This is a genomic window from Tsuneonella sp. CC-YZS046 (assembly GCF_035581365.1).
Classification (GTDB): Bacteria; Pseudomonadota; Alphaproteobacteria; order Sphingomonadales; family Sphingomonadaceae; genus JAWKXU01.
Genome location: NZ_CP141590.1, coordinates 1,482,452 through 1,506,090, shown reverse-complemented (window position 1 = coordinate 1,506,090; position 23,639 = coordinate 1,482,452). Strand labels below are relative to the sequence as shown.

Below are 23,639 nucleotides of genomic sequence, written 5' to 3'. Positions count from 1 at the left end.
CGGCGCGGGCCTCAGGCCGCCGCTGCCGGTTGCAGATAATCGAGCAGCCGGGCCAGCGTTTTGCGAATATCCTTTCGCTCCACCACCATGTCCACCATGCCGTGCTTGTGCAGATATTCGGCACGCTGGAAACCTTCCGGCAGGCTTTCGCGGATGGTGTCCTGAATCACCCGTTGCCCGGCGAAGCCGATCAGCGCCCCCGGTTCGGCGATATGGATATCGCCCAGCATGGCATAGCTTGCGGTGACGCCGCCCGTGGTCGGGTCGGTCAGGATGACGATATAGGGCAGCCCCGCTTCCCTCAGCCGGCGGGTCATCACCGTGGCCTTCGGCATCTGCATCAGGCTGAGAATGCCCTCCTGCATTCGCGCGCCGCCCGCCGCGGTGACCACGATATAGCCGCATCTTTCGTCGAGCGCGCGCTGCGCGCCGGTGACGAAGGCCTCGCCCACCGCCATGCCCATCGACCCGCCCATGAAGGAGAAATCCTGCACCCCGACCACGGCCTTGCGGCCTTCGATGCTGCCGCTGGCGACGGTGAATGCGTCGGGATGCGGGCTATTGGCGCGCGCCTGCTTCAGGCGGTCGGTATAGCGCTTGCTGTCCTTGAACTTGAGCGGGTCTTCCTTGACCCTGGGCGCATCCAGCAGGGTAAACCCCTCGTCCAGCACCTGGGCCAGGCGCGTATCCGCGCCGATCCGCCCGTGATGGTCGCAGCGCGGGCATACGGAGAGGTTTTCCTCATATTCCCGGGTGAACAGCATTTCGCTGCAATTGGGGCATTTGACCCAGAGATTGTCCGGGGTCTCGCGCTTCGGCCGGAACGGCAGCGATTTGCGGATTCGGGTAAGCCAGCTCATGCCAGGGCTTTTCGCGCATCATGGACGGCGGAGGCAAGGGCCGAGGTGAGATCGCGCACCGGGGCCGCGGCTTCCGTTCCGAATTTTCCGATAAGTTCCACCAGCGCGGAACCGACCACGACACCATCGGCGACCCCCGCGATGGCGGCCGCCTGCTCGGGCGTGCGGACGCCGAAGCCGACGGCCACGGGAATGGAACTTGCCGCTTTCAACCGCGCCGTGGCGCGTTCGATCGATTCGATTCCCGCTTGCTGCATCCCGGTGATGCCGGCCACCGACACATAATAGAGAAAGCCCGCCGAACCTTCGAGCACGGCGGGAAGCCGCGCGTCATCGGTGGTGGGCGTGGCCAGCCGGATCGGCGCAATTCCCGCCGCGCGCAGTTCCGGACCGAGCGAATCGTCCTCTTCCGGGGGAATGTCGACGCAGATCACCCCGTCCACGCCCGCCTTGGCGGCTTCGGCGGCGAACCAGTCTGCCCCGCGATGGATCATGGTGTTGGCATAGCCCATCAGCACCAGCGGCACGTCAGGGTGGCGAGCGCGAAAATCGGCCGCGATCTTGAGGATGTCGGCGGTCGTGGTTCCGGCGCCGAGGGCGCGGAGATTGGCTTGCTGGATCGCGGGGCCGTCGGCCATCGGATCGGTGAAAGGCATGCCCAGCTCGATCACGTCCGCCCCGCCTTCCACCAGCGCGTCGAGAATGGCGGGAGTCGCCTGCGGAGTGGGGTCGCCCGCCGTCACGAAACAGACGAGCGCCGGATGCGGCTTGCCGAAGGCGGCGGCGATGCGGGCGTGCGGGGTGGTCACAGTTCTACTCCCAGCGCGCCGGCCACGGTGAAGATGTCCTTGTCGCCCCGGCCCGAAACATTGACCACGATGATCCTGTCGCGCGCCAGCCTGGGCGCTTCGGTCTTGAGCGCAGCCAGCGCATGCGCGCTTTCCAGCGCCGGGATGATGCCTTCCGTCCGGCAGCAGAGCTGGAAGGCCTCGAGCGCTTCATTGTCGGTCACGGGGATATATTTCACCCGGCCGCTTTCATGCAGCCAGCTGTGCTCCGGCCCGATGCCCGGATAATCCAGCCCCGCCGAAATCGAATGGGCGTCGTTGATCTGGCCATCCTCATCCTGCAGGAGATAGGTCTTGTTCCCGTGCAGGATGCCGGGCGAGCCGCCCGCGAGGCTGGCCGCGTGCTGGCCTGTCTCGATCCCGTGCCCGGCCGCTTCCACGCCGACCATCGCGACCTCCGGATCGTCGAGGAAGGGGTGAAACAGGCCGATCGCGTTGGACCCGCCGCCCACCGCCGCGACCAGCAGATCGGGGAGCCTGCCTTCGGCCTGCATGATCTGTTCCCGGGTTTCCTTGCCGATCACCGACTGGAAGTCCCGCACCAGCTCCGGGTAGGGATGCGGGCCGGCCGCGGTGCCGATGATGTAGAAAGTATCGTGCACATTGGCGACCCAGTCGCGCAGCGCGTCGTTCATCGCATCCTTGAGCGTCTGCGCGCCCGAGGTCACCGGCTTTACCTCGGCCCCCAGCAATTTCATGCGGAAGACGTTGGGCTGCTGCCGCTCCACGTCCTTGGCGCCCATGAAGATCGTGCAGGGCAGGCCGAACCGCGCCGCGACGGTGGCGGTCGCGACCCCGTGCTGGCCCGCGCCGGTTTCGGCGATGATCCGGGTCTTGCCCATCCGCCGGGCCAGCAAAATCTGGCCGATGCAATTGTTGATCTTGTGCGCGCCGGTGTGATTCAGTTCCTCGCGTTTGAAATAGATTTTGGCGCCCATGCCTTCAGGCGCGCTGGCGCGAAATTCCTCGGTCAGCCGCTCCGCATAATAAAGCGGGCTGGGCCGACCGACATAATGCTTCATCAGCCCGTCGAATTCCGCCTGGAACTCCGGATCGGCCTGCGCCGCGCGATATTCGCGCTCCAGGTCCAGGATCAGCGGCATCAGGGTTTCGGCGACATAGCGGCCGCCGAACTGGCCGAAATGCCCGCGCTCGTCCGGCTGTTTGCGCAGGCTGTTGGCGGTGGTGGTGGTTGCAGACATGTCGCTGCGCGATTGGCAGAGCGGATCGCGTAAGTCCAGCCCGAGACTCCGCGCAACGCTGGCCGGCGACGCTGCCGGGGGGCGTCGAACCGATGCTCGAAAGTTGCAAGAAGGCAACACTCGCAGGTGCAATATGTTGTCTGAATGCAATGTTCACAGCAGCGCAAGATTGCGAATCCTAGATCTCGCTTCGCCCCAAATGCAAAGAACGGGCAGTGTTTTCAGGAGTTTATTTATGCGTCTCGTATTTCTTTCGCTCGCCGCCGCTACGCTTGCGGCAACGCCCGCCTTGGCCAATGAAGGCCGGATCGAAGCTCGCGGTGGCGTGATTTGGAACGGCAGCGACAGCGAGGCAATTGCCGGTGTCGCTGCAGGCTATGACTGGGATCTCGGCGAAAAGAGCTTTGTCGGCATCGAAGCCTCGGGCGACAAGATTCTGGAGTCGAACACCCGGGTATCCTTCGGGGGATCACTCCGCGCCGGTTTCAGGGCTTCGGAAGCCGGCAAGCTCTACGCGGTCGGCGGTTACGCCACGAAGCCCTGCAAGTTCTGCGAGGATTCCGTCAATCTTGGCGCGGGCTACCAGCACAGCTTCGGCCAGAACTTCTACGGCAAGATCGAATATCGCCATAATTTCATCGGCAAGGGCATCCCGGACACGGATGTCGCGGGCGTCGGTCTGGGCGTGAAGTTCTGATCTGGCGGCATCCGCCGGATTATTCGAGGGCGGTCCGCACGGGCCGCCCTTTTTTCATGCAGCGCGGGCCGCGCGGCAGAATGCCGCGATCCTGTCCAGATCCTTCACCCCAGGCGCGCTTTCCACGCCCGAGGAGGTATCGACCAGCGGGGTCCCGGTGATGCGGATGGCGTCCGCGACGTTTTCGGGATTGAGGCCGCCTGCAAGACCCCAGTTGACGGCCGCCCGGTAGCCGCCCAGCAGCGACCAGTCGAAGGCGAGGCCCATTCCACCCGGCAAGGCGCCCTTCGGCGTCTTGGCATCGAACAGGATCAGGTCGGCCGCTTCCCTGTAGGCCAGGGCCCGATCCACATCCGCCGCGCAAGCGACGGGAAGGGCCTTCCACACCGGCTTGCCGAACCGGGCCTTGATCCGGGCCGCGCGCTCGGGCGTTTCATTGCCGTGCAGCTGGATGGCGTCCAGCCGGGCGGCATGGACGGCTTCCGCGATCTCGAGGTCGTCCGCGTCCACGAACAGGCCGACCTTGCCGATGCGGGTGCCGGCGCGCGCCGCCAGCTTCGCCGCCTCGCTCGGGGTCAGGTGGCGGGGCGAGGGCGGGTAGAACACGAACCCGGCGTGCCGGGCCTGGGCGGTAATGACCGCTTCGAGAGCCTCGGCGGTGGTGATCCCGCATATCTTGATTTCGGTGCTGGCCATGACCGGCCCGTTACGCCAACACGGCGCAAGAGCAAAGAGCCTGCGCGGGCGCTTGTGGGATGCAAGCGGCGGCGATACGGTTCGCGCCCGAGAGAGATGAAGGAAAAGGCCCCCGGATGATAACGCTGTATTATGTCGCCAGCCCCAATGTTCACAAGATCTGCATCGCGCTGGAGGAGATGGAGCTTCCCTATGAACTCTCTCCGGTCGATCTCAGCAGGAACGAGCATCGCGATCCGGCCAAGGTCGGCGGGGCGAAGAACGGCCGCCTGCCCATCATCCGCGATGATGAACCGGCCGATGGCGGGGAACCGATAGTAACCTTCGAATCCGGCGCGATCCTGCAATATCTTGGCGAAAAGACCGGGCGCTTCCTGCCGGCAGAACGGCGCGCGCGGCAGGAGGTGCTGCAATGGCTGTTCTGGCAGATGGGCGGGCTTGGCCCGATCGGCGGGCAGTTGTTCCACTTCATGGCCTTCGCCCCGCAGATCGCCCCGGATTTCGACAACAGCTATTCGCTCAGCCGCTATCGCAACATGTGGATCAGCCTGTGGGAGCTGATGGACCGCCAGCTTGGCGAAACGCAGTTCCTCGCGGGCGATTACTCCATCGCGGACATGGCCTGCATCCCGTGGATTCAGTATATCCCCCCGCATGACGGGGAGGAGCGCTACCCCAATGTGGTGCGCTGGCGCGATCAGGTCGGCTCGCGGCCCGCGGTCAAGCGGGCCTATGAGCGGGCCTTTGCGCTCGACACCGGCTACGAACGCAACGAGCTGGGCGCGACGCTGTTTCCGATCGACGGGATACTCAAGCACGTCATCGTGACCTGAGCGGCCCCGATGCCTTGATCCTATAGCGTCGCCTCGATCGCCCGTGCCGCAGCCAGCGGATCTTCCGCGCGGCTGATCGGGCGGCCGATCACCAGCACGCTGGCCCCGTCGTCGCGCGCAGAGCGCGGGGTGGCGGTCCGCTTCTGGTCGGCCGAAGGCTTCCCGTTCCCGGGGCGCAGGCCGGGGACCACGAAGAATCCGTCCTTCCATTGCCGGTGAACGGCGGCGACTTCGTGGCCGGAGCAGACGATTCCGTCCAGCCCGGCGGCATGGGCCAGGTCGGCCAGGCGCATGACCTGATCGTGGGCCTGACCGCTGATCCCGGTCGCGGCCATGTCGTTTTCGTCCATGCTGGTCAGCAGGGTGACGGCCACGACTTTCGTTCCGGCGGCGGCCGCCGCCTTCGCGTCTTCCATCATCGCGCGCCCGCCGCCCGCGTGGATGGTGACGATGGCAGGTTCCAGCACATGGATCGCCTGCATGGCGCCCGCGACGGTGTTGGGAATATCGTGCAGCTTGAGATCGAGGAAGATCGGCAGCCCGACATGGGCGATCTCATGCACGCCGTGATGCCCGTGGGCGCAGAAGAATTCGAGGCCGAGCTTCAATCCCCCGATATGCGACTTTACACGCTCGGCCAGCGCCTTCGCGGCTTCGAGCTGCGGCAGATCGAGAGCAAGATAGATCGGATTGCTCATGGATTCTCGCTTGCGGGCTTGCCGGTATCGGCGGCGGGCAGGGCGGCGGCCGCTGTGTCTTCGCTGGCTTCCGGCGCGGACGGCCGTTCGGCTTCCGCCTGCGCCAGGCTGGCCGCGGCATTGCGGGCGGCGCTTTCCAGAATGCCGATCCGCCGGTTGAGGCGCCAGACCTTGCCGCGATGAAGCAGCCACATCGGCACCAGCCCGATCAGGAACGACAGGATCAGAAGCGCGGGAAGTTTGGTTTCCAGCACGAAGCCTTCCCAGACCTTCACCTCCACCGGGCGCCAGTTGTTGATGGCGAAGATGATCAGCGCGATCACCAGCACCACCCATACGATGGTTCTCACGATTTGCATGGATCGCAGGCTCCTTCCCCGTTGTTGGCGCCATTGCCGCGGCTGGCGATGCTAGGCTGCTCCGGCCGTGAAGGAAAGAGCGAGGATCATGCGAAAATACGGGCGAAGATGCGGTCCACCTGCGCGAAATGATAGTCGAGGTCGAATTTCTCTTCCAGTTCCGCCGCGCTGAGCGCCGCGGTGACTTCCGGGTCCTGCTTGAGCAGTTCGAGCAGGGAAAGCTGCCCATCGGATTCCCACACCTTCATCGCGTTGCGCTGGACGATGGCATAGGCGCCCTCGCGGCTCACCCCGGCCTGGGTCAGCGCCAGCAGCACGCGCTGGGAGTGGACGAGGCCGCCCATGCGGTCGAGGTTCTTCTGCATCCGCTCCGGATAGATCAGCAGCTTGTCGACCACGCCGGTCAGGCGGGCCAGCGCGAAATCCAGCGTGATCGTGGCGTCCGGGCCGATGTAGCGCTCCACCGAGGAGTGCGAGATGTCCCGCTCGTGCCAGAGCGCCACGTTTTCCAGAGCGGGAGTGACGGCGGAGCGGACCACCCGCGCAAGCCCGGTGAGGTTTTCGGTGAGCACCGGGTTGCGCTTGTGCGGCATGGCCGAGGAGCCCTTCTGGCCGGGGGCGAAATATTCCTCCGCCTCCAGCACCTCGGTGCGCTGCAGGTGGCGGATCTCCACCGCCAGCCGCTCGATCGAGCTGGCGATCACCCCCAGCGTGGCGAAGAACATCGCGTGCCGGTCGCGCGGGATCACCTGGGTGGAGATCGGTTCGACGGAAAGGCCCAGCTTCTCCGCGACATATTCCTCCACCGCCGGGTCGATATTGGCGAAGGTGCCCACGGCGCCGGAAATCGCGCAGGTGGCGATTTCCGCGCGGGCCGCGACGAGGCGGGCCTTGCAGCGCGCGAATTCGGCATAGGCCTGGGCCAGCTTCAATCCGAAAGTGGTCGGTTCCGCGTGGATGCCGTGGCTGCGGCCGATGGTGGGCGTATATTTGTGCTCTTCCGCGCGGCGCCGGAGCGCGGCAAGCAGCGCATCGAGATCGGCGAGCAGGAGATCGGCGGCGCGGGTAAGCTGCACCGCCAGCGCCGTGTCGAGCACGTCGGAGCTGGTCATGCCCTGATGCATGAAGCGCGCTTCATCGCCCACCTGCTCCGCGACCCAGGTCAGGAAGGCGATCACGTCATGCTTGGTGACGGCTTCGATCGCGTCGATCGCGGCGACGTCGATGGCCGGTCCGGTCGCCCACCAGTCCCACAGCGCCTTGCCGGCGGACGGCGGCACCACGCCCAGTTCGCCCAGCTTGTCGGTCGCATGGGCCTCGATCTCGAACCAGATGCGAAAGCGCGCTTCCGGTTCCCAGATCTCGGTCATTGCGGGGCGGGCGTAACGGGGGACCATGTTCGACTCCGGTAATTCTGGACGGGCTGTGCGCTAGGGACAGGGGGCGCCGAAGGCAACCCCGATGGGAGTGAAGGGGCCAGCGCGAATCCCCTTCGGTTCAGGAAAGGCAGGCTTTCCCTGACGCAGGTTGACACAGTTGACACTGTTCAGGAGAGAAAATCTCTTTTCATCCGAAGACGGGCGAAACCTTTTCAGGACAAGGGGTTGGAGCAGGGAGCACAGCGCAAGGCATGCCGTTTCCCTGCCATCTTTTGGCGCTGTAGGAAATCCCGATCCGTTGAGGGCGGCTGAGGCGAAGGCTGGCTAGTCGATCGGCGGGGGCACTGTGATGCGCAGGCCGTTCGGCACGGCCTCGTAGGAAAGCTGGCAGGACAGGCGCGATTGCTCGACGCTGTTCTCGATGCCGCTCAGCAGTTCTTCCTCCTCGATCTCGATTTCGGGCAATTGCGGCATGAACAGGCGGTCCACATAGACGTGGCAGGTCCCGCAGGAGCAGTTCCCCCCGCACAGCGCCGCGACGCCATCCGGCTCCGCTTCCCGGATCGCTTCCATCAGGCTCTGGCCCGGGCTGATGGTGGCGTCGCGCCTGTCTCCATTCGCCAGGGTCAGGATCACATCTTTCACGGGTCCGAACTCCCCTTCCGGTTCGATGATCGCTTTCAGGCGTGGGCGCTGGCGAGCCAGGCCTCGACCGCCTTCCGCTGCGCGCCGCCATGCCGGTTGAGCGGCTTGCCCGGCTTGAAATGGACAGGCACCGAGGAGATTCCGGCGATGGGGCCGGGAATCCAGTGAATGTCTTTCCCGCTGTCCACTTCGTAATCCGGCATCCTCTGCAGGAATTCCTCCAGCAGCACGCGCGCTTCCAGCGTGATGAGATTGGCGCCGAGGCAGCGATGGGTTCCGTTGCCCAGGGCGAGATGCTGGTTCAGCTTGCGGTCCAGGCGGAACTCATCCGGGTTCTCGAACTTGCGCGGGTCGCGGTTGGCGATGGGGATGACGCATTGCATCAGGTCGCCCGTTTTCATCTCGCAGCCGTGGAAGGTGACGTCCCGGGCGATCATCCGGCCGACGCAGGCGGGGGAGTAATAGCGCAGGAATTCGTCCACCGCCGCCGGGATCAGCGCGGGGTCCTGCCGCAGCCCGTCGCGCAGTTGCGTATCCCGGCCGAGATGCCAGAGGATGGCGGAGAGCAGGCGCGCGGTGTTGTCGATGCCGCCCACCATCAGCAGGGTGCAGTAGCCGCGCAATTCGTCATGGGTGAACTTGCGACCCTCGAATTCCGAATTGACCACATGGGACAGCACATCGCCGCCGGGGTCGGCCTGGTAGCGCGCGATGGTCTGGTCGAAATAGGCATACATTTCGTCGATATTCGCCTCGCTCTGCTCCACCGTCATGGTGTGCGCTTCGGCAAGGGCCGCCACCCAGCGGGCGAACCTGGGGCCTTCTTCCGCCGGAAGCCCCATGATGATGGCTGTCACCAGCGCCGGGATCGGCTTGGCGATGATCTTTGCGAGATCGGCCTGCCCATCCTCGATGAAACCGTCGATCAGCAGATTCACATTCTCGCGAATCTGCGCTTCGTAGACCTTCACCCCCACCGGGTTGAACGGGCGGTTGACCAGGCCGCGCTGCAGCCGGTGGTCGGGATCGTCGTAGGAGACGATCATGAACGGCTCCTTCACCGGATAGGGCGGGAAGGTCGGCTCCTTGTTCGAGAAGAACTCCGGCTGCCGCGCCAGCTCCATGAACTCCTCATAGCCGAACACCGCCCAGAACCCGCCGTGGCGTTCCGCCCAGCCGACCATGCGGCCTGCGGCCAGCGCTTCGTCGCGCACCCGGCGATAATAATCGTAAGGCGTTCCATCCGGCCCGATCTGCGGATCGACATGATCGAATTCCCGCATCAGCGGGCCGGATTGCGGGCCTCTTGCGACAGTGGACGACGCGCTCGTCATCATGCTCTCCGATTTTATTTTGGTCTGATGTTTTATTCCATGTTTGGTATCATCGTTTCAAGCCCGGCGATGCGCTTTTTTCCGCCTTTTCCCGATTCGGCGCAGGCGGCGGCGCAGCTTGCCGAAACGCGGGGGAACTTGCCTGGCGCTGACATTTGCATCATTGTATGGCATAAGTTGCGAATGCCCCCGAAAGGGGAAGATGCCGGGGCCTTAATCGTGGATCACAGCGTGGCATTGCGGGAATTCCGGGCCGATCCCTTCGTCAGGGAGATGGCCCGCACGCCGTTCCTTGCCTGGCCGACCTTCCTGATCGGCGCGGGCTATCTTTCGCTGGTCGCATGGTGCTGGTATCTGGTCCTGACGGACCGGCACGAGCCGCTGTGGGTCATCCTCTCCATCGGCGTGGCCGGCTTCTATGCCATGACCCCTGTCCATGAAGCGGCGCATGGCCTCATCAGCCGCAACAGGACCTTCAACGACGTGTTCGGCAGCATCGTCAGCGCCACCGTGCTGCCCTGCCTCACCAGCGTCTATTATCGCTGGGAGCATAACCAGCATCACCAGTATCTCGGGGACCGGGAGAAAGACCCCGACGCCTATGTCTTCGAATATCCGTCATGGGCCAAGTTCTTCACCTGGATGTTCGTCGATTACCATCTGGCCTTCGCCTATGTGAAAGTGTTCCACACCCGCCCTTTGCGGGAACGAGCCTTCACTTACGCGGCGGTGGCGGCGACGCTGCTGATCCTGGCGCTGGCCGCCGTGACCGGCCATCTGCTCGACATCTTCCTCTACTGGTTCATCCCGTCGCGCATCTCGCTGATGCTGTTCGTGCTGCTGTTCGGCTACATGCCGCACGCCCCCGGCTTCGTCACCTTGCGGGATGACGGGGCGTTCAAGGCCTCGCGAGTGTTCCTGGGGTTCGAGCGGTTGCTGACGCCCGTCCTGCTGTTCCAGAATTACCATCTGATCCATCACCTGATCCCGACCGTGCCGTTCTATCGCTATGGCCGGATCTGGCGGGCGAAGAAGGATTTCCTGATCGCCAACGGGGCGGCGGTTTCCTATCTGGACGGGCGCGGGCGGCGGGCCATCCATCCACCGGCATTGCCGTCAGATCAGGCCCTTGGCCCGCAGTGAAACGTGGCCTTGGCGGCCGATGATGACGTGATCGTGAACCACTATGCCCAGCAGCCGCCCGGCTTCGGCGATGCGGTTGGTGATCTGGATGTCGGCCCGGCTCGGCTCCGGCGAGCCTGACGGGTGATTATGCGCGAGGATCAGCGCCGCCGCGCCGAGGTCGAGCGCGCGGCGGATCACTTCGCGCGGGTGGATCGCCGCTTCGTCGAGCGAGCCGTCGCAGACATGCTCGTCATGGATCAGCACGTTCTGCGCGTTGAGATAGAGCACCCGGACGCGCTCCACCGTGAGATGCGCCATGTCGATGTGGAGATAGTCGATCAGCGCCTGCCAGCTTCCCAGCACGGGTTGCCGGTCGACCTGCTCCCGGGCGAGGCGGCGGGTCGCCAGGGAAACGATCTTCAGCCCGGCGGCGCTGGTTTCGCCAAGCCCCGGATGCCCGGCGAGGGCTGCCGGATCGGCGTTCAGCACCCCGGCCAGCCCTCCGAAGCGGCGCATGAGCGCATGGGCGATGGGCTTCACGTCGCGCCGGGGAATGACCGTCATCAGCAGATATTCGATGATCTCGTGATCGGCCAGCGCGTCCGCTCCGCCCTGAAGGAGCCGGCGGCGCAGGCGCGCGCGATGGCCCGCCGTATCTTTCGGGTCCGCGCCGCTTTCCCCCACCCTGCAACTTCCTCGTTCATCTTGCGTTTCAGGCTTTGAACGCATTGCCTTTGCGGGCGCTTGCGCGCAAGTGTGAGAAGAGATGGCCGAACCGCAGGATGAAGGTGACGAGATAGCCGAAGGGGGGAAGGCTGGTCCGCGCAGGCGGCTATGGCCCAGGGTGCTGCTCGGCTTCTTCGGAGTTCTCGGGATCGCCGTGCTCTACGCATGGATCACGCGCGAGGACATCGCCGACAACATCATCGCGTCCCAGCTCGAAAGCCTCGGCATCCCGGCGACCTACAAGATCGAATCCATCGGCCCGGGCGATCAGGTCCTGAGCAATATCGTGGTGGGCGATGCAAGGCGTCCCGACGCCACCATCGAACGCGCCGAAGTCTCCATCCGCTATCGCTTCGGCTTCCCGCGAATCGGGCAGGTAAAGCTCACCCGGCCAAGGGTTTACGGTTCCTATCGGGAAGGGAAACTGAGCTTCGGCGCGCTCGATCCGCTGATTTTCGCCGGGGAGGAAGAGCCGTCGCAAGGCTTGCCGGACATAAATCTCGCGCTGGTCGATGGCCGCGGCCTGCTGGAAACCGATTTCGGCCCGGTCGGAATCAAGGCCGATGGCAAGGGCAATCTGCGCGGCGGATTTTCCGGCATCCTCGCCGTCAGCGCGCCCCACCTTTTCGGGGAAGGCTGCGCGCTTTCCCGGGCGACGCTTTACGGCAAGGTTTCCGTTCAACGCGCCCGCCCGCGCATATCCGGCCCATTGCGCGTGGCCTCGCTCGCCTGTCCGCAGCAGCAGATGCTGATGCGCGATGCGGCTGTCGCGCTCGACGTGAAGGGCGATGCCGATCTCGCGGGGCTGGATACGAAGTTCGATTGGCGCAATGGCGCCGCCGGATTCGGGCAAGCCGGCCTGTCAGGCATCAACGGGCAGGGTAGCGCAAGCTGGCGCAATGACACTCTGGCCCTGAATTACGATGTCGCCGCCCGAGGCATCGAAAGTTCCCAGATCGCCGCCGCCTTGCTGACCGGGAAGGGCAGCCTGCGCGGCAGGGCCGGGATGGCCCGGCTGGAATGGGAAAGCGATTGGGAGGCGAATGGCGTGCGTCTTGGCTCCGGCCTGGACACGGGCTTGCGCGATCTGGAACGAAGCAGCGAGGGCACGCTGCTGGCGCCGATGGCCGAACGCATCCGCCTTGCCCTGGTGCGGGAGGGGCGGGGAAGTCGCCTGGTTGCCCAGACCACGCTGCGCAAGACGGCGGATGGCTTCAGCCTGATCGTCCCCCAGGCCAGCTTGCGGGGGGGCAGCGGAGCTACTCTCCTGTCGCTGTCCCGATTCCTGATGGGCAGCGATGGCAAGGGCGCGCCACGCCTGGCGGGCAATTTCGTGACCGGGGGTATGGGCCTTCCCCAGATCACCGGCCGGATCGAACAGCAGGGTGCGGCGGGCACGCAATTGCGTCTGGCCATGGCCGAGTATCGCGCGGGCGGCGGCAGTCTTGCCGTGCCCGAGCTGTATCTCGTTCAGCATTCCGATGGCGCGCTTGGTTTTGCCGGGCAGGCCCTGGCCGAAGGAGCGTTGCCGGGCGGATCGGCAAAGGGGCTGGTCCTGCCGGTTTCGGGCAACTGGTCACCCGGAAAGGGACTCGCGGTCTGGCGCAAATGCACGGAGATCCGGTTCGACCGGCTGGCCCTTGCCGGCCTCGCGCTGGAGCGCCGGGGGCTGACCCTGTGCCCGCCGCGCGGAGGCCCCATACTGCTGAGCAATGCTGCCGGCACGAGAATCGCGGCCGGTTCGCCTGGGCTGGACGTGGCGGGCCAGCTCGGCGAAAGCCCGATCCGCATCCGCTCCGGCCCGCTTGGCTTCGCGGTGCCGGGCGTGCTGGCCGCCCGCGATCTCGATGTGGTGCTGGGGCCGGAGGAGACGGCCACCCGGTTCCGCCTCGCCAATCTGGACGCGAAGATCGGCAAGGATGTCGCCGGGCGGTTCGACGGGGCGGATTTCCAGCTTTACCAGGTTCCGTTCGATGTTCTGCAGGCGTCCGGGGACTGGCGCTTCGCCAATGGCCGCCTCAGTCTCGGCAACGCCAGCCTGCGGGTCGAGGACAGGGAAGCGCTGGATCGGTTCGAGCCATTGATCGCCACCGGCGCCTCGCTCGATCTGTCCGACAATGTGATTACCGCCGATGCCTTGCTGCAGGAGCCGAAATCCGGGCGGAACATCACGCGGATAGCGATCCGTCACGATCTCGGCTCCGGCGCGGGCCAGGCCGATCTGGCGGTGGACGGCCTGGTGTTCGACAACCGCTTGCAGCCGGATACATTGACCGGGTTGGCCCTGGGCGTGGTCGCCAATGCCAGGGGAACCGTCCTTGGAGACGGCCGGATCGAGTGGGACCAGTCAGCGGTGAGGAGCAGCGGCCGCTTCTCCACCTCCGGGCTGGATTTCGCCGCCGCTTTCGGCCCTGTGAAAGGTCTGTCGGGCACGGTGGTTTTCACCGATCTGCTCAATCTCGTCACCGCGCCCGATCAGCGTCTCAAGATAGCCAGCATCAACCCGGGGATCGAAGTCCTGAACGGGGAGTTGGTGTTCGCCCTGCGCCCGGGAAATATCATGGCGATAGAGAACGCGACCTGGCCCTTCATGGGCGGAACGCTGGTGATGCAGCCCGCCAGCCTGCCCATGGGAGCCACCGAAACGCGCCGCTTCGTGCTGCAGATCACCGGGCTGGATGCCGGCCAGTTCGTCGAGCATATGGAATTGGCCAATATCAGCGCCACCGGCACCTTCGACGGCACGCTGCCCCTGGTGTTCGACAAGGATGGCGGGCACCTGCAGGGCGGGATGCTGGTTTCGCGTTCGCCGGGGGGCAATGTCGCCTATGTCGGGGAACTGAGCTACAAGGATCTCTCGGCGATGGCGAATTTCGCCTTCGACGCCCTGCGGTCGCTCAACTACACCGACATGACGATCGCGATGGATGGCGAGCTGACCGGCGACTTCGTTACCCGTGTCCGCTTCGACGGGGTGAAGCAGGGAACCGGGACCACGCAGAACTTCCTTACCAAGCAGATCGCCAAATTGCCGGTGCGCTTCAATGTCAACATCCACGCGCCCTTCTACAAGCTGATTACGACCTTCAAGTCCATGTACGACCCTGCCTTCGTGCGCGATCCCAGGGAGCTTGGGCTGGTCGATCAGAATGGCCAGCCAATCGTTCCGGGCGCGACCCGGTCGCTGTCATCCGTGAAGCGGGAGGAGAAAACATCGCATGAATCCGCCATTCAGCCGTCAGACAGCGAGGGCCTGCCATGAACCAGCATGAATTGACCTCGAACATTCCGGCTGCAACAAGCGTGGCCATGAGGAAAGGTTCCGGAATGCTGGGGGGCACGCGTTTGGCCGGCGGGCTGGTCGCGATGTTGGTGATGGGCGCGGGGGCGCTGGGCGGGTGCATTTCCGTAAATGCGCCTGACAAGCCGATCGTCATCGAGCTTAACATCAACATAAGGCAGGAAGTGATCTATCGCCTGGCGGATGATGCCGCGGGCACGATACAGGACAATCCGGAGATTTTCTGATGAGGCGCATGAGCGAAAAGAAGCGGATCGGGAAGCTGGGGCTGGCGGCGGGCGCCGTGGCGCTGGCCTTGGCGGGCCTTGCCGGGACCGCGCTGGCGCAGCGCGATCCCGCCTATGAGGCGGCTCGCTCCGGAGGCAAGGTGGGCGAGAAGATGGACGGCTATCTCGGGATCGTCGGGGCGTCCACGCCGGATCTCGACAAGATGGTGAAGGACATCAACATCAAGCGCCGCGCGGTATATGCCCAGAAGGCGCAGGCGGCCAACGCCACGCTGGAGGAATATGCGCTCACCGCCGGCTGCCTGGCGATTTCGCGCACCGCGCCGGGCGAGAAATACCAGGCTCCGGACGGCAGCTGGCAGACCCGCGGCAGCGGCCCGCCGCAGCGGGATAGCCGCTGCCCCTGACGGCAGGGGCGCATTGTGGCTTATGATCCTCCCCATGGCAGATGGCTGTGGGGAGGATTTTTATTAAGTGGTTGAGTAATCGCGTTCAGTCGCGGTTGACTTGAGTTTACCCCCCGCCTAAGGGGTCGGCGCCCTTGGCGGGCAGCTATTGCCCGTGCCGCGCGACCTCTTGAATGGAGCATGGCATGAGCAATAAGCCGTCCGATCGGGAACCCATCGGTGAAGATGCGCGAATTGACGCGCTCGACCAGCGGTTGAAAGCCGCGCGCGAGCGAGAAGAGGAGCGCAGCAAGCCGCAGGTGCAGGGGGCCGATGCGAATTATCGCATGGGCAACCGGGTGCTGGCGGATCTCATCGGGGGTATCGGTGGCGGCGCGTTGATCGGTTGGGTAATCGACCGGTTTGCGGGAACGGCGCCCTGGGGCCTGTTGGTGATGATGTTCCTCGGAATCATCGTTGCCTTCAGGAACATTTTCCGGATGGCGAACCGGCCTCCCGATTGACCCTGTAATGGGGCAGGAAGGGGGCTTTCGCACATTCTCCGAGTTTGCTGGGCCGAATTTCAGGGCCGGATTGACAGGGACGGAACGCGTGGCAGCCGAGCAAGGCAAAGTCGACCCGATGCACCAGTTCACCATCGAGCCGTTGTTCGGCTCGAACAACTGGGAAATCGCGGGCTATAACATCGCCTTCACCAACAGTGCGCTATGGATGGCCTTCGCGGCGATCGCGCTCTGGGTCTTCGTGGCGGGCGGAATGAAGCGCCAGCTCGTGCCGGGCCGCTGGCAGATGGCCGTGGAAAGCTTCACCGGCTTCATCGACGATATGCTGGCCGCCAATGTCGGGAAGGAAGGGCGCAAATACGTCCCCTATATCTTCTCGATCTTCATGTTCATTCTGTTCGCGAACATCCTGGGTCTGTTGCCGATCGGCGTTCTGGGCCTTCATGCCTTCACCTTCACCAGCCATTTCAGCGTGACCGGGGTCCTTGCGATCCTGTCGTTTGCGATCGTGCTGATCGTCGGCTTCTGGAAGCACGGCCTTCACTTCTTCTCGCTGTTCGTGCCGCATGGCACGCCGCTGCCGATGATTCCGCTGATCTTCGTGATCGAGCTGGTCAGCTTCCTCGTGCGCCCGTTCAGCCTCGGCCTGCGGCTTTTCGTCGCGATGATGGCCGGTCACGTTCTGCTGGAAGTGCTTTCGGGCTTTGTCATCAACGGCTTCAATGCCGGGCTTGGCATCGGCCCCGTGGTCAGCGTGCTCAGCTTCGTGCTGATGGTCGCGATCTGCGCGCTGGAAATCCTGGTGGCGGGCATCCAGGCCTATGTTTTTGCGTTGTTGGCTTCGCTCTACATCAACGACGCTGAAAATCTTCACTGACAATCTGTTATTTTTACACGAGATTCTGAAAAGGAGTTATGGAAATGGAAGCAGAAAGCGCGAAGCTGATCGGTGCTGGCCTCGCTGCGATTGGCGCCGGCATGGCCGCCATCGGCGTGGGTAACGTCTTCGGTTCGTTCCTTGAAAGCGCTCTGCGCAATCCGGGTGCGGCCGACGGCCAGCAGGGCCGCCTGTTCATCGGCTTCGCCGCCGCTGAGCTTCTCGGCCTGCTCTCGTTCGTCGTCGCGATGATCCTGATCTTCGTCGCCTGACATTCCAGACTGAAGCCGGACCGGCCGGGGATAGCCTCCGGCCGGCCCAGATCCGTTCTCGCCTGACCCTCGGAAGCTGACGATGCCTCAGATTGCCCAACTCGCGGAAACCTATTCCAGCCAGATCTTCTGGGTGCTCATCTTCTTCGGGTTCATCTTCTTCGTCATCGGCAAGGGCATGGTTCCGAAGGTGATGGATACCGTGGCTCTGCGCGACAAGCAGATCGCGGACGATCTTGCGGCGGCGGACGCCGCCCGGACTCAGGCGGATGAACAGGAAGAGGCGTGGCGCAAGCGCGAGAATGAAAATCGCGCCTCCGCCCAGGCGCTGATCGCCAAGGCGAAGGCCGAGGCGGCGGCGCAGACCGAAAAGAAACTTGCCGCGGCGCAGGCCCGTATCGATCAGAAGCTGGCCGAGGCCGAGGCGGGTATTTCCCAGGCTCGTGCCGCCGCGCTTGGCGAGATCGAGGATGTGGCGAGCGAGGCCGCGCAGGACATCGTTCGCCGCCTGGCCGGGATCGATATCGCTCCTGCCTCCGCCAAGAGCGCTGTGAAGGATGCATTGAGCCATGGCTAATCCCGCCGCCGTCGAACATGCCGGACACAGCGAACCGGGCGAAATGAGCGCCACCGTCGAACATGATGCCGCTCACGGCGCGGGGCATGCCGCTCCCGTCGCGTTCGGCATCGTCGGGCCGGCTGCCTGGGTTTCGCTGGCCATGCTGGTTTTCATCGGCATTCTGGTGTGGAAGAAGGTGCCGGGCCTCATCGTGGGCGGCCTCGATACCAAGATCGCCGAGATCAGGAAGCAGCTCGAGGAAGCCAAGACCCTGCGCGCGGAAGCCGAGGCGTTGCGCAAGGAATATGCCGACAAGATCGCCAATGCCGAGAAGGATGCGGCGGCGATGCTCGACCATGCCAAGGTCGAGGCGGAACAGATCGTCGCCAAGGCCGAGGCGGACAGCGAAGCGATGATCGCCCGCCGCCAGAAGATGGCGGAAGACAAGATCGCCGCTGCCGAACGCGGCGCGGTCGACGAATTGCGCGCCAAGGCCGCGAGTGCCGCCGCCGCCGCCGCGCGGGGCCTCATTTCGGAAAAGCATGACGCGGCAGCGGACCGCAAGCTCGTCGACGAGGCTATTTCCGCGATCTGACGCGATCCCGCTGAACTGACGCGCTACAAGGCCCTCCGCATTGCGGGGGGCTTTTTGTTGTTGGGGATGAAGGATGCGCCACCGAGGTTTGCTAACGACTTGAGAACGGTAGCGTTATCATCCTGAAACCTTTTGTTGACGGGAACTGATGCCAAGCTACTTTTGCTGGGATGAGGGGAGCCCTGCATTTTTTCGCGTTGCTGATGTGCAGTGGATGTTCCGATGCTTGCCAAAATGCGGTTGTATCTTGCATTTTATCGCCTGACCGCTCTCATGTTGCGACCTTGTTTCAGCGTGATTGTGGAGCAACGACCGGTTTCTCAACCCAAATCTCTGTCTTGGAGCTCGGCGAAACTCCCATAGGTAGCGGCAACACCTATCGAGCGGACGACAATAACGGGGCAGCTTCGTTGGGCGATTGGCGGGGGCCTTGGGTGGATATGAGATGGCTGGGGCCGGATCATCTTCTGATCCGCTACGCTGCCAAGTCCCGCATCTTTCAACAGGGAAGCAAAGTGAGTGGGGTCAAGATCGAGTACCAGCAAGTAGACCACTAGAGAGGCGCAGTAATGCTCGCAATCGCGATCATCGTTGGTTGACTGCATTCCACCCCGTTGCGTTTCAAACCGCTCCCCAATCCATCCTCCATTCCCCAAGAAAAAGCCCGCCCGCTGCGAGAGCGGACGGGCCTTTTTCCTGCTTGGCGGGGGAGAACCCCGCTGCGATCAGTCTTTCTGCTTGAGCGCTTCGCCCAGGATGTCGCCCAGCGATGCGCCGGAATCGGACGAACCGTACTGTTCGACGGCTTCCTTTTCCTCGGCCAGTTGGCGGGCCTTGACGGAGAAGTTCGGCTTCTTCGAGCGGTCGAAGCCGGTGACCATGGCGTCGACCTTCTGGCCGGCCTGGAAGCGGTCCGGACGCTGCTCGTCGCGGTCGCGCCCAAGGTCCGAGCGCTTGATGAAGCCGGTCGCGCCATCGTCGCCCGCCTGCACCTCGAGGCCGCCATCGCGGACTTCGAGAACGGTGACGGTGACGACATCGCCACGCTTCAGGCCGCCCGAGCCAGCGCCGCCGGCGGCCGGAGCGCCCTTTTCAAGCTGCTTCATGCCGAGGCTGATGCGTTCCTTCTCGACATCCACGTCGAGCACCACGGCCGAAACCTGCTCGCCCTTGCGGTGCAGCGCCAGCGCATCCTCGCCGGAAATGCCCCAGGCGATGTCGGACATGTGGACCATGCCGTCGACGTCCCCGTCGAGGCCGATGAACAGGCCGAATTCGGTGGCGTTCTTGACTTCGCCTTCCACGGTCGAGCCGACCGGATGCTTCTCGGCGAATTCTTCCCACGGATTGCGCTGGGCCTGCTTGAGGCCGAGGCTGATGCGGCGCTTGTCGGAATCGACTTCCAGCACCACCACATCGACTTCCTGGCTGGTCGAGACGATCTTGCCCGGGTGGACGTTCTTCTTGGTCCAGCTCATTTCGGAAACGTGGACCAGACCTTCGATGCCTGCTTCCAGTTCCACGAAGGCGCCGTATTCGGTGATGTTGGTGACCGTGCCGCTCAGCTTGGCGCCGATCGGATATTTGGCGGCCACGCCATCCCACGGATCGCTTTCAAGCTGCTTCATGCCGAGCGAGATGCGCTGCGTGTCGGTGTTGATGCGGATGATCTGGACGGTGACGGTGTCGCCGATATTGATCACCTCGTTCGGGTGGTTGACCCGCTTGTAGCTCATGTCGGTGACATGGAGCAGGCCGTCGATGCCGCCCAGGTCCACGAAGGCGCCGTAATCGGTGATGTTCTTCACCACGCCTTCGATCACCTGGCCTTCGGAGAGCTTGTCGATCAGCTCGCTGCGCTGTTCGGCGCGGGTTTCTTCGAGGACTGCGCGGCGGGAAACCACGATGTTGCCGCGGCGGCGATCCATCTTCAGGATCTGGAAGGGCTGCGGCATGTCCATCAGCGGGGTCACGTCGCGAACCGGGCGGATGTCCACCTGGCTGCCGGGCAGGAAGGCCACGGCGCCGTCGAGGTCGACCGTGAAGCCGCCCTTGACGCGGCCGAAGATGCGGCCTTCGACGCGCTTGCCTTCGCCGAATTCGTTTTCGAGCTTGTCCCACGCGGCTTCGCGGCGGGCGCGGTCGCGGCTGAGCATCGCTTCGCCATCGGCGTTCTCGACGCGATCGACGAACACTTCGACTTCATCGCCCACATTGAGGGTGACGCCGTCGCCATGCTGGAATTCGCGGAGAGGGATGCGGCCTTCGCTCTTGAGGCCGACGTCGATCACGACCTTGTCGTTTTCGATTCCGGTGATGGTGCCCTTCACGACGCGGCCTTCAAAGCCGTCGCTGTCGGCGCCGCCGAGTTGTTCTTCGAGGAGTTTCGCGAAATCGTCGCGCGTGGGATTTGCCGAAGTGGCCATAAATTAGATATCCTGACTTACATTTTCCGGCCAAGCGGTTGTTTCCGCCGGTCTGTTTGGCCGAACCGCCGCGCAGGCCGAATACCTGGCGCGGCACCCTTGCGTCTCAGCGCCAGGCGGGGCCGGAAAGGAACGGGCAGGGCAGGGCGGGAAAGCCCGGCAACCGGCCGTCACATTTTCGCGAAAGCCGCCCGGCGGACCTCAGCCGCTCGGACGGACGCGCGCCTAGGGGAAAAGCGGCGGGAAAGCAAGGAAAATGGGATGGATGGCCGCAAACGGGCGAGGGGGGTGACAGGGTTGACACTGTTCTGGGAAGAAAAACCTTTCCCTGTCGGGCGATGGCGATCCCGCGCGATTGCGCGGCGCGGGCCTGCCGCTCGGGGGGATGGGCCGACGATGCGAAGGAGCCGTTTCGCAACCTGCCAGAGCGCGCGCCGGTAGGAAAATGGAATCGGCGGGCCGCGCTCGCCAAGGCATAATGCCAACGGCTCAGGCGTCGGCCTTGGGCCGCACCGGAATGCGCAGATAGCTCACCCCGTTGGCCTCCGCCGCGGGGAAGCGCCCGGCCCGCACATTGACCTGGATCGAGGGCAGCAGCAGCTTCGGCACGGAGAGCGTGGCGTCGCGGGCTTCGCGCATCGCCACGAATTCGTCCTCGGTTATCCCGTCATGGACATGCACGCTCGCCTTGCGCTGTTCCGCCACGGTGGTTTCCCAGCGGTATTCGTCGCGGCCCGGCGCCTTGTAATCGTGGCACAGGAACAGGCGGGTATCGCCGGGAAGGCTGAGCACCCGCCGGATCGAGCGATAAAGGCTCCGCGCGTCTCCGCCGGGAAAGTCGGCGCGGGCGGTCCCGTAGTCCGGCATGAACAGCGTATCTCCGACGAAGACCGCATCGCCGATCCTGTAGGCGACATCGGCGGGGGTGTGCCCCGGCACATGCATCACCTCGACCGTCAGCCCGCCCAGCGGGAATTGCTCCCCATCCGCGAACAGCCGGTCGAAATCCGATCCGTCGGTGGCCAGATCGTCCATGGCGAACACCGGCCGGAATATCTTCTGCACGTCGCGGATATACTCGCCGATCCCGATCCATGCGCCGGTGCGCGCCTTGATGAACGGCGCCGCCGAAAGGTGGTCCGCATGGGCATGGGTTTCCAGCACCATCGCTATGCGCCAGCCCTTGTTGGCGGCCTGCTCGACGATCCGCCCGGCCGAGCGCGTATCGGCTTCGCCGCTGGCTAGGTCGAAATCGAGCACCGGGTCGATCACCGCCGCTTCTCCGGTGGCGGGGTCGGCCACGAGGTAGCTGATGGTATTGGTCGGTTCGTCAAAGAACGCTTCGATGAGTGGCTGGCGCATTGAAACCTCCATTCAGGCCTTGCTTATATATTAGTATATGCTACATTAGCAAGAGCTAATGGAGTAATGTAATGCTCAAGCCGCCGATGGATCTTGCGACTTTCGAGGAAAAGGCGGGCGCGGTCGCCGCCCAGCTCAAGGCAATCGGCAATGCCCGGCGCCTGATGGTGCTTTGCAAGCTGGTCCAGCATGGGGAAATGACCGTGACCGATCTCGCCCGGGAAGTGGGCCTGTCACAATCCGCGCTTTCCCAGCATCTCACCAGAATGCGCGAGGAAGGGCTGGTCGGCTTCCGCCGCGAGAGCCAGACGCTCTGGTACAGGATCGCCGATCCGAGGACCGAAACGCTGCTCGCCACGCTCTATCAACTTTATTGCGAGGAATGATCCGCCATGACCATAACCACCATCTCTCCGGCCGAGGCGCGCAGGAAAATCGAAGCGGGCGCCCTGCTTGTCGATATCAGGGACAAAGACGAGCACGCGCGGGAAAATATCCCCGGGGCCGTCAATGTGCCGCTGTCGCGGATCGGCAGCCTGCCGCCCTGCGCGCAGCCGGTGATCTTCCATTGCCGCTCCGGCATGCGCACGGCGGCCAATGCCGATCTGCTGGCCGGGGCGGCGCGGGATGCGCCCTGCTACATCGTCGAAGGCGGCATGGATGCGTGGCGCAAGGCGGGGCTGCCGGTTTCCGTCGATAGGAAGCAGCCCCTCGAAATCATGCGGCAGGTCCAGCTCGGGGCCGGCGGTCTGGTCCTGCTGGGCGTCGCCCTGGGCTTCCTCGCCGGGCCGGGCTTCTTCGCCCTGTCCGCCTTCGTCGGAGCGGGGCTGATGCTGGCCGGGGCGACCGGCTGGTGCGGCATGGCCAGCCTGCTGCGCCATATGCCGTGGAACCGGGGCTTCCGGCAGGGCGCATAGGCCGGGCATGACCATCGCGACGGTTGTCGCCGCGCTGCTGTCGGGCGGGCTGATCGGCCTGATCCTCGGTCTGGTCGGCGGCGGCGGCTCCATTCTGGCGGTGCCGCTGCTGGTCTATGTCGTCGGGATCGGATCGACGCATATGGCGATCGGCACCGCAGCGATTGCCGTTGCCGCCAATGCGGCCGCCAGCCTGGCCGGCCATGCCCGCGCGGGGATGGTCAAATGGCGCTGCGGCAGCGCCTTCGCGATGGCGGGCGTGATCGGCGCGGCGATGGGTGCGGAGCTGGGCAAGGCTCTGGATGGCAAGCGGCTGCTGATGTTGTTCGGCCTGCTGATGATCGGCGTGGGCATTTCCATGCTGCGCAAGCGGAGGGCGGCGGAAGCGCCTGACGTGCGTCTGACGCGCCAGAGCGCAGGCTATCTCCTGCCCCGGCTGCTCCCCATCGGTGTCGGGGTGGGGCTTGCCGCCGGTTTCTTCGGGATCGGGGGCGGCTTCCTGATCGTGCCGGGCCTGATGCTGGCCACCGCGATGCCGTTGCCCAATGCGATCGGCACTTCGCTGCTGGTCGTCACCGCGCTGGGGTTGACCACGGCGGCATCCTACGCCCTGTCGGGGCTGGTGGATTGGCCGCTGACGGCGTTGCTGGCCGGGGGCGGTGTGGCTGGCGCTGCCGCCGGAATTGCCCTGGGGCGCAGGCTGGCGAGCCGGAAGAACCTGCTGGAGCGGATATTCGCTGCAATCGTGATTGCGGTCGGGCTTTATGTGGCGTTCGGGGCGCCAAGCTGAC

General features: G+C 64.5%; 26 protein-coding genes. 14 read left to right on the top strand and 12 right to left on the bottom strand.

From position 1 onward, the window contains the following. Positions 1–11: 11 nt before the first annotated feature. The 3 genes from accD to trpB are packed head-to-tail and all read right to left on the bottom strand — an operon-like array spanning position 12 to position 2,910. The gene (accD, locus tag U8326_RS07415; RefSeq protein WP_324743318.1) at positions 12–860 is read right to left on the bottom strand and encodes an acetyl-CoA carboxylase, carboxyltransferase subunit beta; all 849 of its coding nucleotides are present in this window, start codon (positions 858–860) and stop codon (positions 12–14) included. Next, positions 857–1,669 (bottom strand): tryptophan synthase subunit alpha, encoded by an 813-nt coding sequence (gene trpA, locus U8326_RS07410; RefSeq protein ID WP_324743317.1) that lies wholly within the window; start codon positions 1,667–1,669, stop codon positions 857–859. Before trpA ends, accD begins: the two co-directional genes overlap by 4 nt. Continuing rightward, positions 1,666–2,910 (bottom strand): tryptophan synthase subunit beta, encoded by a 1,245-nt coding sequence (gene trpB / locus U8326_RS07405; RefSeq protein WP_324743316.1) that lies wholly within the window; start codon positions 2,908–2,910, stop codon positions 1,666–1,668. Before trpB ends, trpA begins: the two co-directional genes overlap by 4 nt. A 235-nt stretch (positions 2,911–3,145) precedes the next feature. On the opposite strand from trpB, the gene U8326_RS07400 reads away from it, so the two are divergent. Further along, positions 3,146–3,607, top strand: coding sequence for an outer membrane protein (locus U8326_RS07400; RefSeq protein ID WP_324743315.1), 462 nt, complete (start codon positions 3,146–3,148; stop codon positions 3,605–3,607). A 54-nt stretch (positions 3,608–3,661) separates the two neighbouring features. On the opposite strand, the gene U8326_RS07395 is transcribed toward U8326_RS07400, so the two are convergent. Beyond that, positions 3,662–4,303 (bottom strand): phosphoribosylanthranilate isomerase, encoded by a 642-nt coding sequence (locus tag U8326_RS07395; protein WP_324743314.1) that lies wholly within the window; start codon positions 4,301–4,303, stop codon positions 3,662–3,664. Positions 4,304–4,419: 116 nt separating this feature from the next. Here U8326_RS07395 and U8326_RS07390 point away from each other — a divergent pair, with 116 nt between their 5' ends. Then, on the top strand, positions 4,420–5,136 hold the full coding sequence (locus U8326_RS07390; RefSeq protein WP_324743313.1) for a glutathione S-transferase N-terminal domain-containing protein: 717 nt from the start codon (positions 4,420–4,422) through the stop codon (positions 5,134–5,136). A 20-nt stretch (positions 5,137–5,156) separates the two neighbouring features. Here U8326_RS07390 and pyrF read toward each other — a convergent pair whose 3' ends face one another. The 5 genes from pyrF to U8326_RS07365 form a co-directional block, all read right to left on the bottom strand. After that, a complete protein-coding gene (gene pyrF / locus U8326_RS07385) occupies positions 5,157–5,834 on the bottom strand; it encodes an orotidine-5'-phosphate decarboxylase (RefSeq protein ID WP_324743312.1) in 678 nt (225 codons plus the stop codon). Next, the gene (locus U8326_RS07380) at positions 5,831–6,193 is read right to left on the bottom strand and encodes a DUF1049 domain-containing protein (protein WP_324743311.1); all 363 of its coding nucleotides are present in this window, start codon (positions 6,191–6,193) and stop codon (positions 5,831–5,833) included. The genes pyrF and U8326_RS07380 overlap by 4 nt, the downstream gene beginning before the upstream one ends. An 86-nt stretch (positions 6,194–6,279) precedes the next feature. Further along, positions 6,280–7,590: an adenylosuccinate lyase gene (purB, locus tag U8326_RS07375; protein WP_324743309.1), complete on the bottom strand. Its 1,311-nt coding sequence runs from the start codon at positions 7,588–7,590 to the stop codon at positions 6,280–6,282. Positions 7,591–7,896: 306 nt separating this feature from the next. Continuing rightward, positions 7,897–8,217 (bottom strand): 2Fe-2S iron-sulfur cluster-binding protein, encoded by a 321-nt coding sequence (locus tag U8326_RS07370; RefSeq protein WP_324743308.1) that lies wholly within the window; start codon positions 8,215–8,217, stop codon positions 7,897–7,899. A gap of 35 nt (positions 8,218–8,252) precedes the next feature. Beyond that, a complete protein-coding gene (locus tag U8326_RS07365) occupies positions 8,253–9,554 on the bottom strand; it encodes a cytochrome P450 (RefSeq protein ID WP_324743307.1) in 1,302 nt (433 codons plus the stop codon). Positions 9,555–9,734: 180 nt separating this feature from the next. On the opposite strand from U8326_RS07365, the gene U8326_RS07360 reads away from it, so the two are divergent. Then, positions 9,735–10,694 carry a fatty acid desaturase gene (locus tag U8326_RS07360; protein ID WP_324743306.1) on the top strand — a complete coding sequence of 320 codons (960 nt, stop codon included), beginning with the start codon at positions 9,735–9,737 and terminating at the stop codon, positions 10,692–10,694. Here the strand turns inward: U8326_RS07360 and radC are convergent. Beyond that, positions 10,668–11,405 carry a RadC family protein gene (gene radC, locus U8326_RS07355; RefSeq protein WP_416385522.1) on the bottom strand — a complete coding sequence of 246 codons (738 nt, stop codon included), beginning with the start codon at positions 11,403–11,405 and terminating at the stop codon, positions 10,668–10,670. The two genes, U8326_RS07360 and radC, sit on opposite strands and share 27 nt — an antisense overlap. 37 nt (positions 11,406–11,442) lie before the next feature. Here radC and U8326_RS07350 point away from each other — a divergent pair, with 37 nt between their 5' ends. From U8326_RS07350 to U8326_RS07315, 8 genes are all read left to right on the top strand, one after another. Then, positions 11,443–14,664, top strand: coding sequence for a YdbH domain-containing protein (locus U8326_RS07350; protein ID WP_324743304.1), 3,222 nt, complete (start codon positions 11,443–11,445; stop codon positions 14,662–14,664). Between the two features lie 47 nt (positions 14,665–14,711). Further along, a complete protein-coding gene (locus tag U8326_RS07345) occupies positions 14,712–14,930 on the top strand; it encodes a YnbE family lipoprotein (protein ID WP_324743303.1) in 219 nt (72 codons plus the stop codon). After that, a complete protein-coding gene (locus tag U8326_RS07340) occupies positions 14,930–15,337 on the top strand; it encodes a YdbL family protein (protein ID WP_324743302.1) in 408 nt (135 codons plus the stop codon). Before U8326_RS07345 ends, U8326_RS07340 begins: the two co-directional genes overlap by 1 nt. Positions 15,338–15,522: 185 nt before the next feature. After that, complete coding sequence (locus U8326_RS07335) at positions 15,523–15,840, top strand: AtpZ/AtpI family protein (RefSeq protein WP_324743549.1); 318 nt, start codon at positions 15,523–15,525, stop codon at positions 15,838–15,840. A 118-nt stretch (positions 15,841–15,958) separates the two neighbouring features. Further along, positions 15,959–16,717, top strand: coding sequence for a F0F1 ATP synthase subunit A (locus U8326_RS07330; RefSeq protein ID WP_324743548.1), 759 nt, complete (start codon positions 15,959–15,961; stop codon positions 16,715–16,717). Positions 16,718–16,761: 44 nt separating this feature from the next. Then, entirely contained in the window at positions 16,762–16,989 is a 228-nt protein-coding gene (locus U8326_RS07325; RefSeq protein ID WP_324743301.1) for a F0F1 ATP synthase subunit C, read from the top strand. 82 nt (positions 16,990–17,071) lie between these two features. Next, positions 17,072–17,566 carry an ATPase gene (locus U8326_RS07320; RefSeq protein ID WP_324743300.1) on the top strand — a complete coding sequence of 165 codons (495 nt, stop codon included), beginning with the start codon at positions 17,072–17,074 and terminating at the stop codon, positions 17,564–17,566. After that, the gene (locus U8326_RS07315; RefSeq protein WP_324743298.1) at positions 17,559–18,143 is read left to right on the top strand and encodes a hypothetical protein; all 585 of its coding nucleotides are present in this window, start codon (positions 17,559–17,561) and stop codon (positions 18,141–18,143) included. Before U8326_RS07320 ends, U8326_RS07315 begins: the two co-directional genes overlap by 8 nt. Before the next feature lie 725 nt (positions 18,144–18,868). Here U8326_RS07315 and rpsA read toward each other — a convergent pair. Both rpsA and U8326_RS07305 read right to left on the bottom strand, forming a co-directional pair. Then, positions 18,869–20,569, bottom strand: coding sequence for a 30S ribosomal protein S1 (rpsA, locus tag U8326_RS07310; RefSeq protein WP_324743297.1), 1,701 nt, complete (start codon positions 20,567–20,569; stop codon positions 18,869–18,871). Between the two features lie 489 nt (positions 20,570–21,058). Continuing rightward, positions 21,059–21,931: an MBL fold metallo-hydrolase gene (locus U8326_RS07305; protein ID WP_324743296.1), complete on the bottom strand. Its 873-nt coding sequence runs from the start codon at positions 21,929–21,931 to the stop codon at positions 21,059–21,061. A 71-nt stretch (positions 21,932–22,002) separates the two neighbouring features. Between U8326_RS07305 and U8326_RS07300 the strand changes: the two genes are divergently transcribed. Genes U8326_RS07300 through U8326_RS07290 form a run of 3 tightly spaced genes read left to right on the top strand, consistent with a single transcriptional unit; the run spans position 22,003 to position 23,638 of the window. After that, the gene (locus tag U8326_RS07300; RefSeq protein WP_324743295.1) at positions 22,003–22,317 is read left to right on the top strand and encodes a metalloregulator ArsR/SmtB family transcription factor; all 315 of its coding nucleotides are present in this window, start codon (positions 22,003–22,005) and stop codon (positions 22,315–22,317) included. A 6-nt stretch (positions 22,318–22,323) separates the two neighbouring features. Continuing rightward, positions 22,324–22,848, top strand: a complete 525-nt coding sequence (locus U8326_RS07295; RefSeq protein ID WP_324743293.1) for a rhodanese family protein — start codon at positions 22,324–22,326, stop codon at positions 22,846–22,848. A 7-nt stretch (positions 22,849–22,855) separates the two neighbouring features. After that, the gene (locus U8326_RS07290; protein WP_324743291.1) at positions 22,856–23,638 is read left to right on the top strand and encodes a sulfite exporter TauE/SafE family protein; all 783 of its coding nucleotides are present in this window, start codon (positions 22,856–22,858) and stop codon (positions 23,636–23,638) included. Position 23,639: the final 1 nt, after the last annotated feature.

Bases quoted from the DNA above. Each gene is read 5' to 3' on its own strand.
- accD (WP_324743318.1), bottom strand. From the start codon at position 860: ATGAGCTGGCTTACCCGAATCCGCAAATCGCTGCCGTTCCGGCCGAAG.
- trpB (WP_324743316.1), bottom strand. From the start codon at position 2,910: ATGTCTGCAACCACCACCACCGCCAACAGCCTGCGCAAACAGCCGGAC.
- U8326_RS07400 (WP_324743315.1), top strand. From the start codon at position 3,146: ATGCGTCTCGTATTTCTTTCGCTCGCCGCCGCTACGCTTGCGGCAACG.
- U8326_RS07395 (WP_324743314.1), bottom strand. From the start codon at position 4,303: ATGGCCAGCACCGAAATCAAGATATGCGGGATCACCACCGCCGAGGCT.
- U8326_RS07390 (WP_324743313.1), top strand. From the start codon at position 4,420: ATGATAACGCTGTATTATGTCGCCAGCCCCAATGTTCACAAGATCTGC.
- pyrF (WP_324743312.1), bottom strand. From the start codon at position 5,834: ATGAGCAATCCGATCTATCTTGCTCTCGATCTGCCGCAGCTCGAAGCC.
- U8326_RS07380 (WP_324743311.1), bottom strand. From the start codon at position 6,193: ATGCAAATCGTGAGAACCATCGTATGGGTGGTGCTGGTGATCGCGCTG.
- purB (WP_324743309.1), bottom strand. From the start codon at position 7,590: ATGGTCCCCCGTTACGCCCGCCCCGCAATGACCGAGATCTGGGAACCG.
- U8326_RS07365 (WP_324743307.1), bottom strand. From the start codon at position 9,554: ATGATGACGAGCGCGTCGTCCACTGTCGCAAGAGGCCCGCAATCCGGC.
- U8326_RS07360 (WP_324743306.1), top strand. From the start codon at position 9,735: ATGCCCCCGAAAGGGGAAGATGCCGGGGCCTTAATCGTGGATCACAGC.
- radC (WP_416385522.1), bottom strand. From the start codon at position 11,405: ATGCGTTCAAAGCCTGAAACGCAAGATGAACGAGGAAGTTGCAGGGTG.
- U8326_RS07350 (WP_324743304.1), top strand. From the start codon at position 11,443: ATGGCCGAACCGCAGGATGAAGGTGACGAGATAGCCGAAGGGGGGAAG.
- U8326_RS07345 (WP_324743303.1), top strand. From the start codon at position 14,712: ATGAGGAAAGGTTCCGGAATGCTGGGGGGCACGCGTTTGGCCGGCGGG.
- U8326_RS07340 (WP_324743302.1), top strand. From the start codon at position 14,930: ATGAGGCGCATGAGCGAAAAGAAGCGGATCGGGAAGCTGGGGCTGGCG.
- U8326_RS07335 (WP_324743549.1), top strand. From the start codon at position 15,523: ATGAGCAATAAGCCGTCCGATCGGGAACCCATCGGTGAAGATGCGCGA.
- U8326_RS07330 (WP_324743548.1), top strand. From the start codon at position 15,959: ATGCACCAGTTCACCATCGAGCCGTTGTTCGGCTCGAACAACTGGGAA.
- U8326_RS07325 (WP_324743301.1), top strand. From the start codon at position 16,762: ATGGAAGCAGAAAGCGCGAAGCTGATCGGTGCTGGCCTCGCTGCGATT.
- U8326_RS07320 (WP_324743300.1), top strand. From the start codon at position 17,072: ATGCCTCAGATTGCCCAACTCGCGGAAACCTATTCCAGCCAGATCTTC.
- U8326_RS07315 (WP_324743298.1), top strand. From the start codon at position 17,559: ATGGCTAATCCCGCCGCCGTCGAACATGCCGGACACAGCGAACCGGGC.
- rpsA (WP_324743297.1), bottom strand. From the start codon at position 20,569: ATGGCCACTTCGGCAAATCCCACGCGCGACGATTTCGCGAAACTCCTC.
- U8326_RS07305 (WP_324743296.1), bottom strand. From the start codon at position 21,931: ATGCGCCAGCCACTCATCGAAGCGTTCTTTGACGAACCGACCAATACC.
- U8326_RS07300 (WP_324743295.1), top strand. From the start codon at position 22,003: ATGCTCAAGCCGCCGATGGATCTTGCGACTTTCGAGGAAAAGGCGGGC.
- U8326_RS07295 (WP_324743293.1), top strand. From the start codon at position 22,324: ATGACCATAACCACCATCTCTCCGGCCGAGGCGCGCAGGAAAATCGAA.
- U8326_RS07290 (WP_324743291.1), top strand. From the start codon at position 22,856: ATGACCATCGCGACGGTTGTCGCCGCGCTGCTGTCGGGCGGGCTGATC.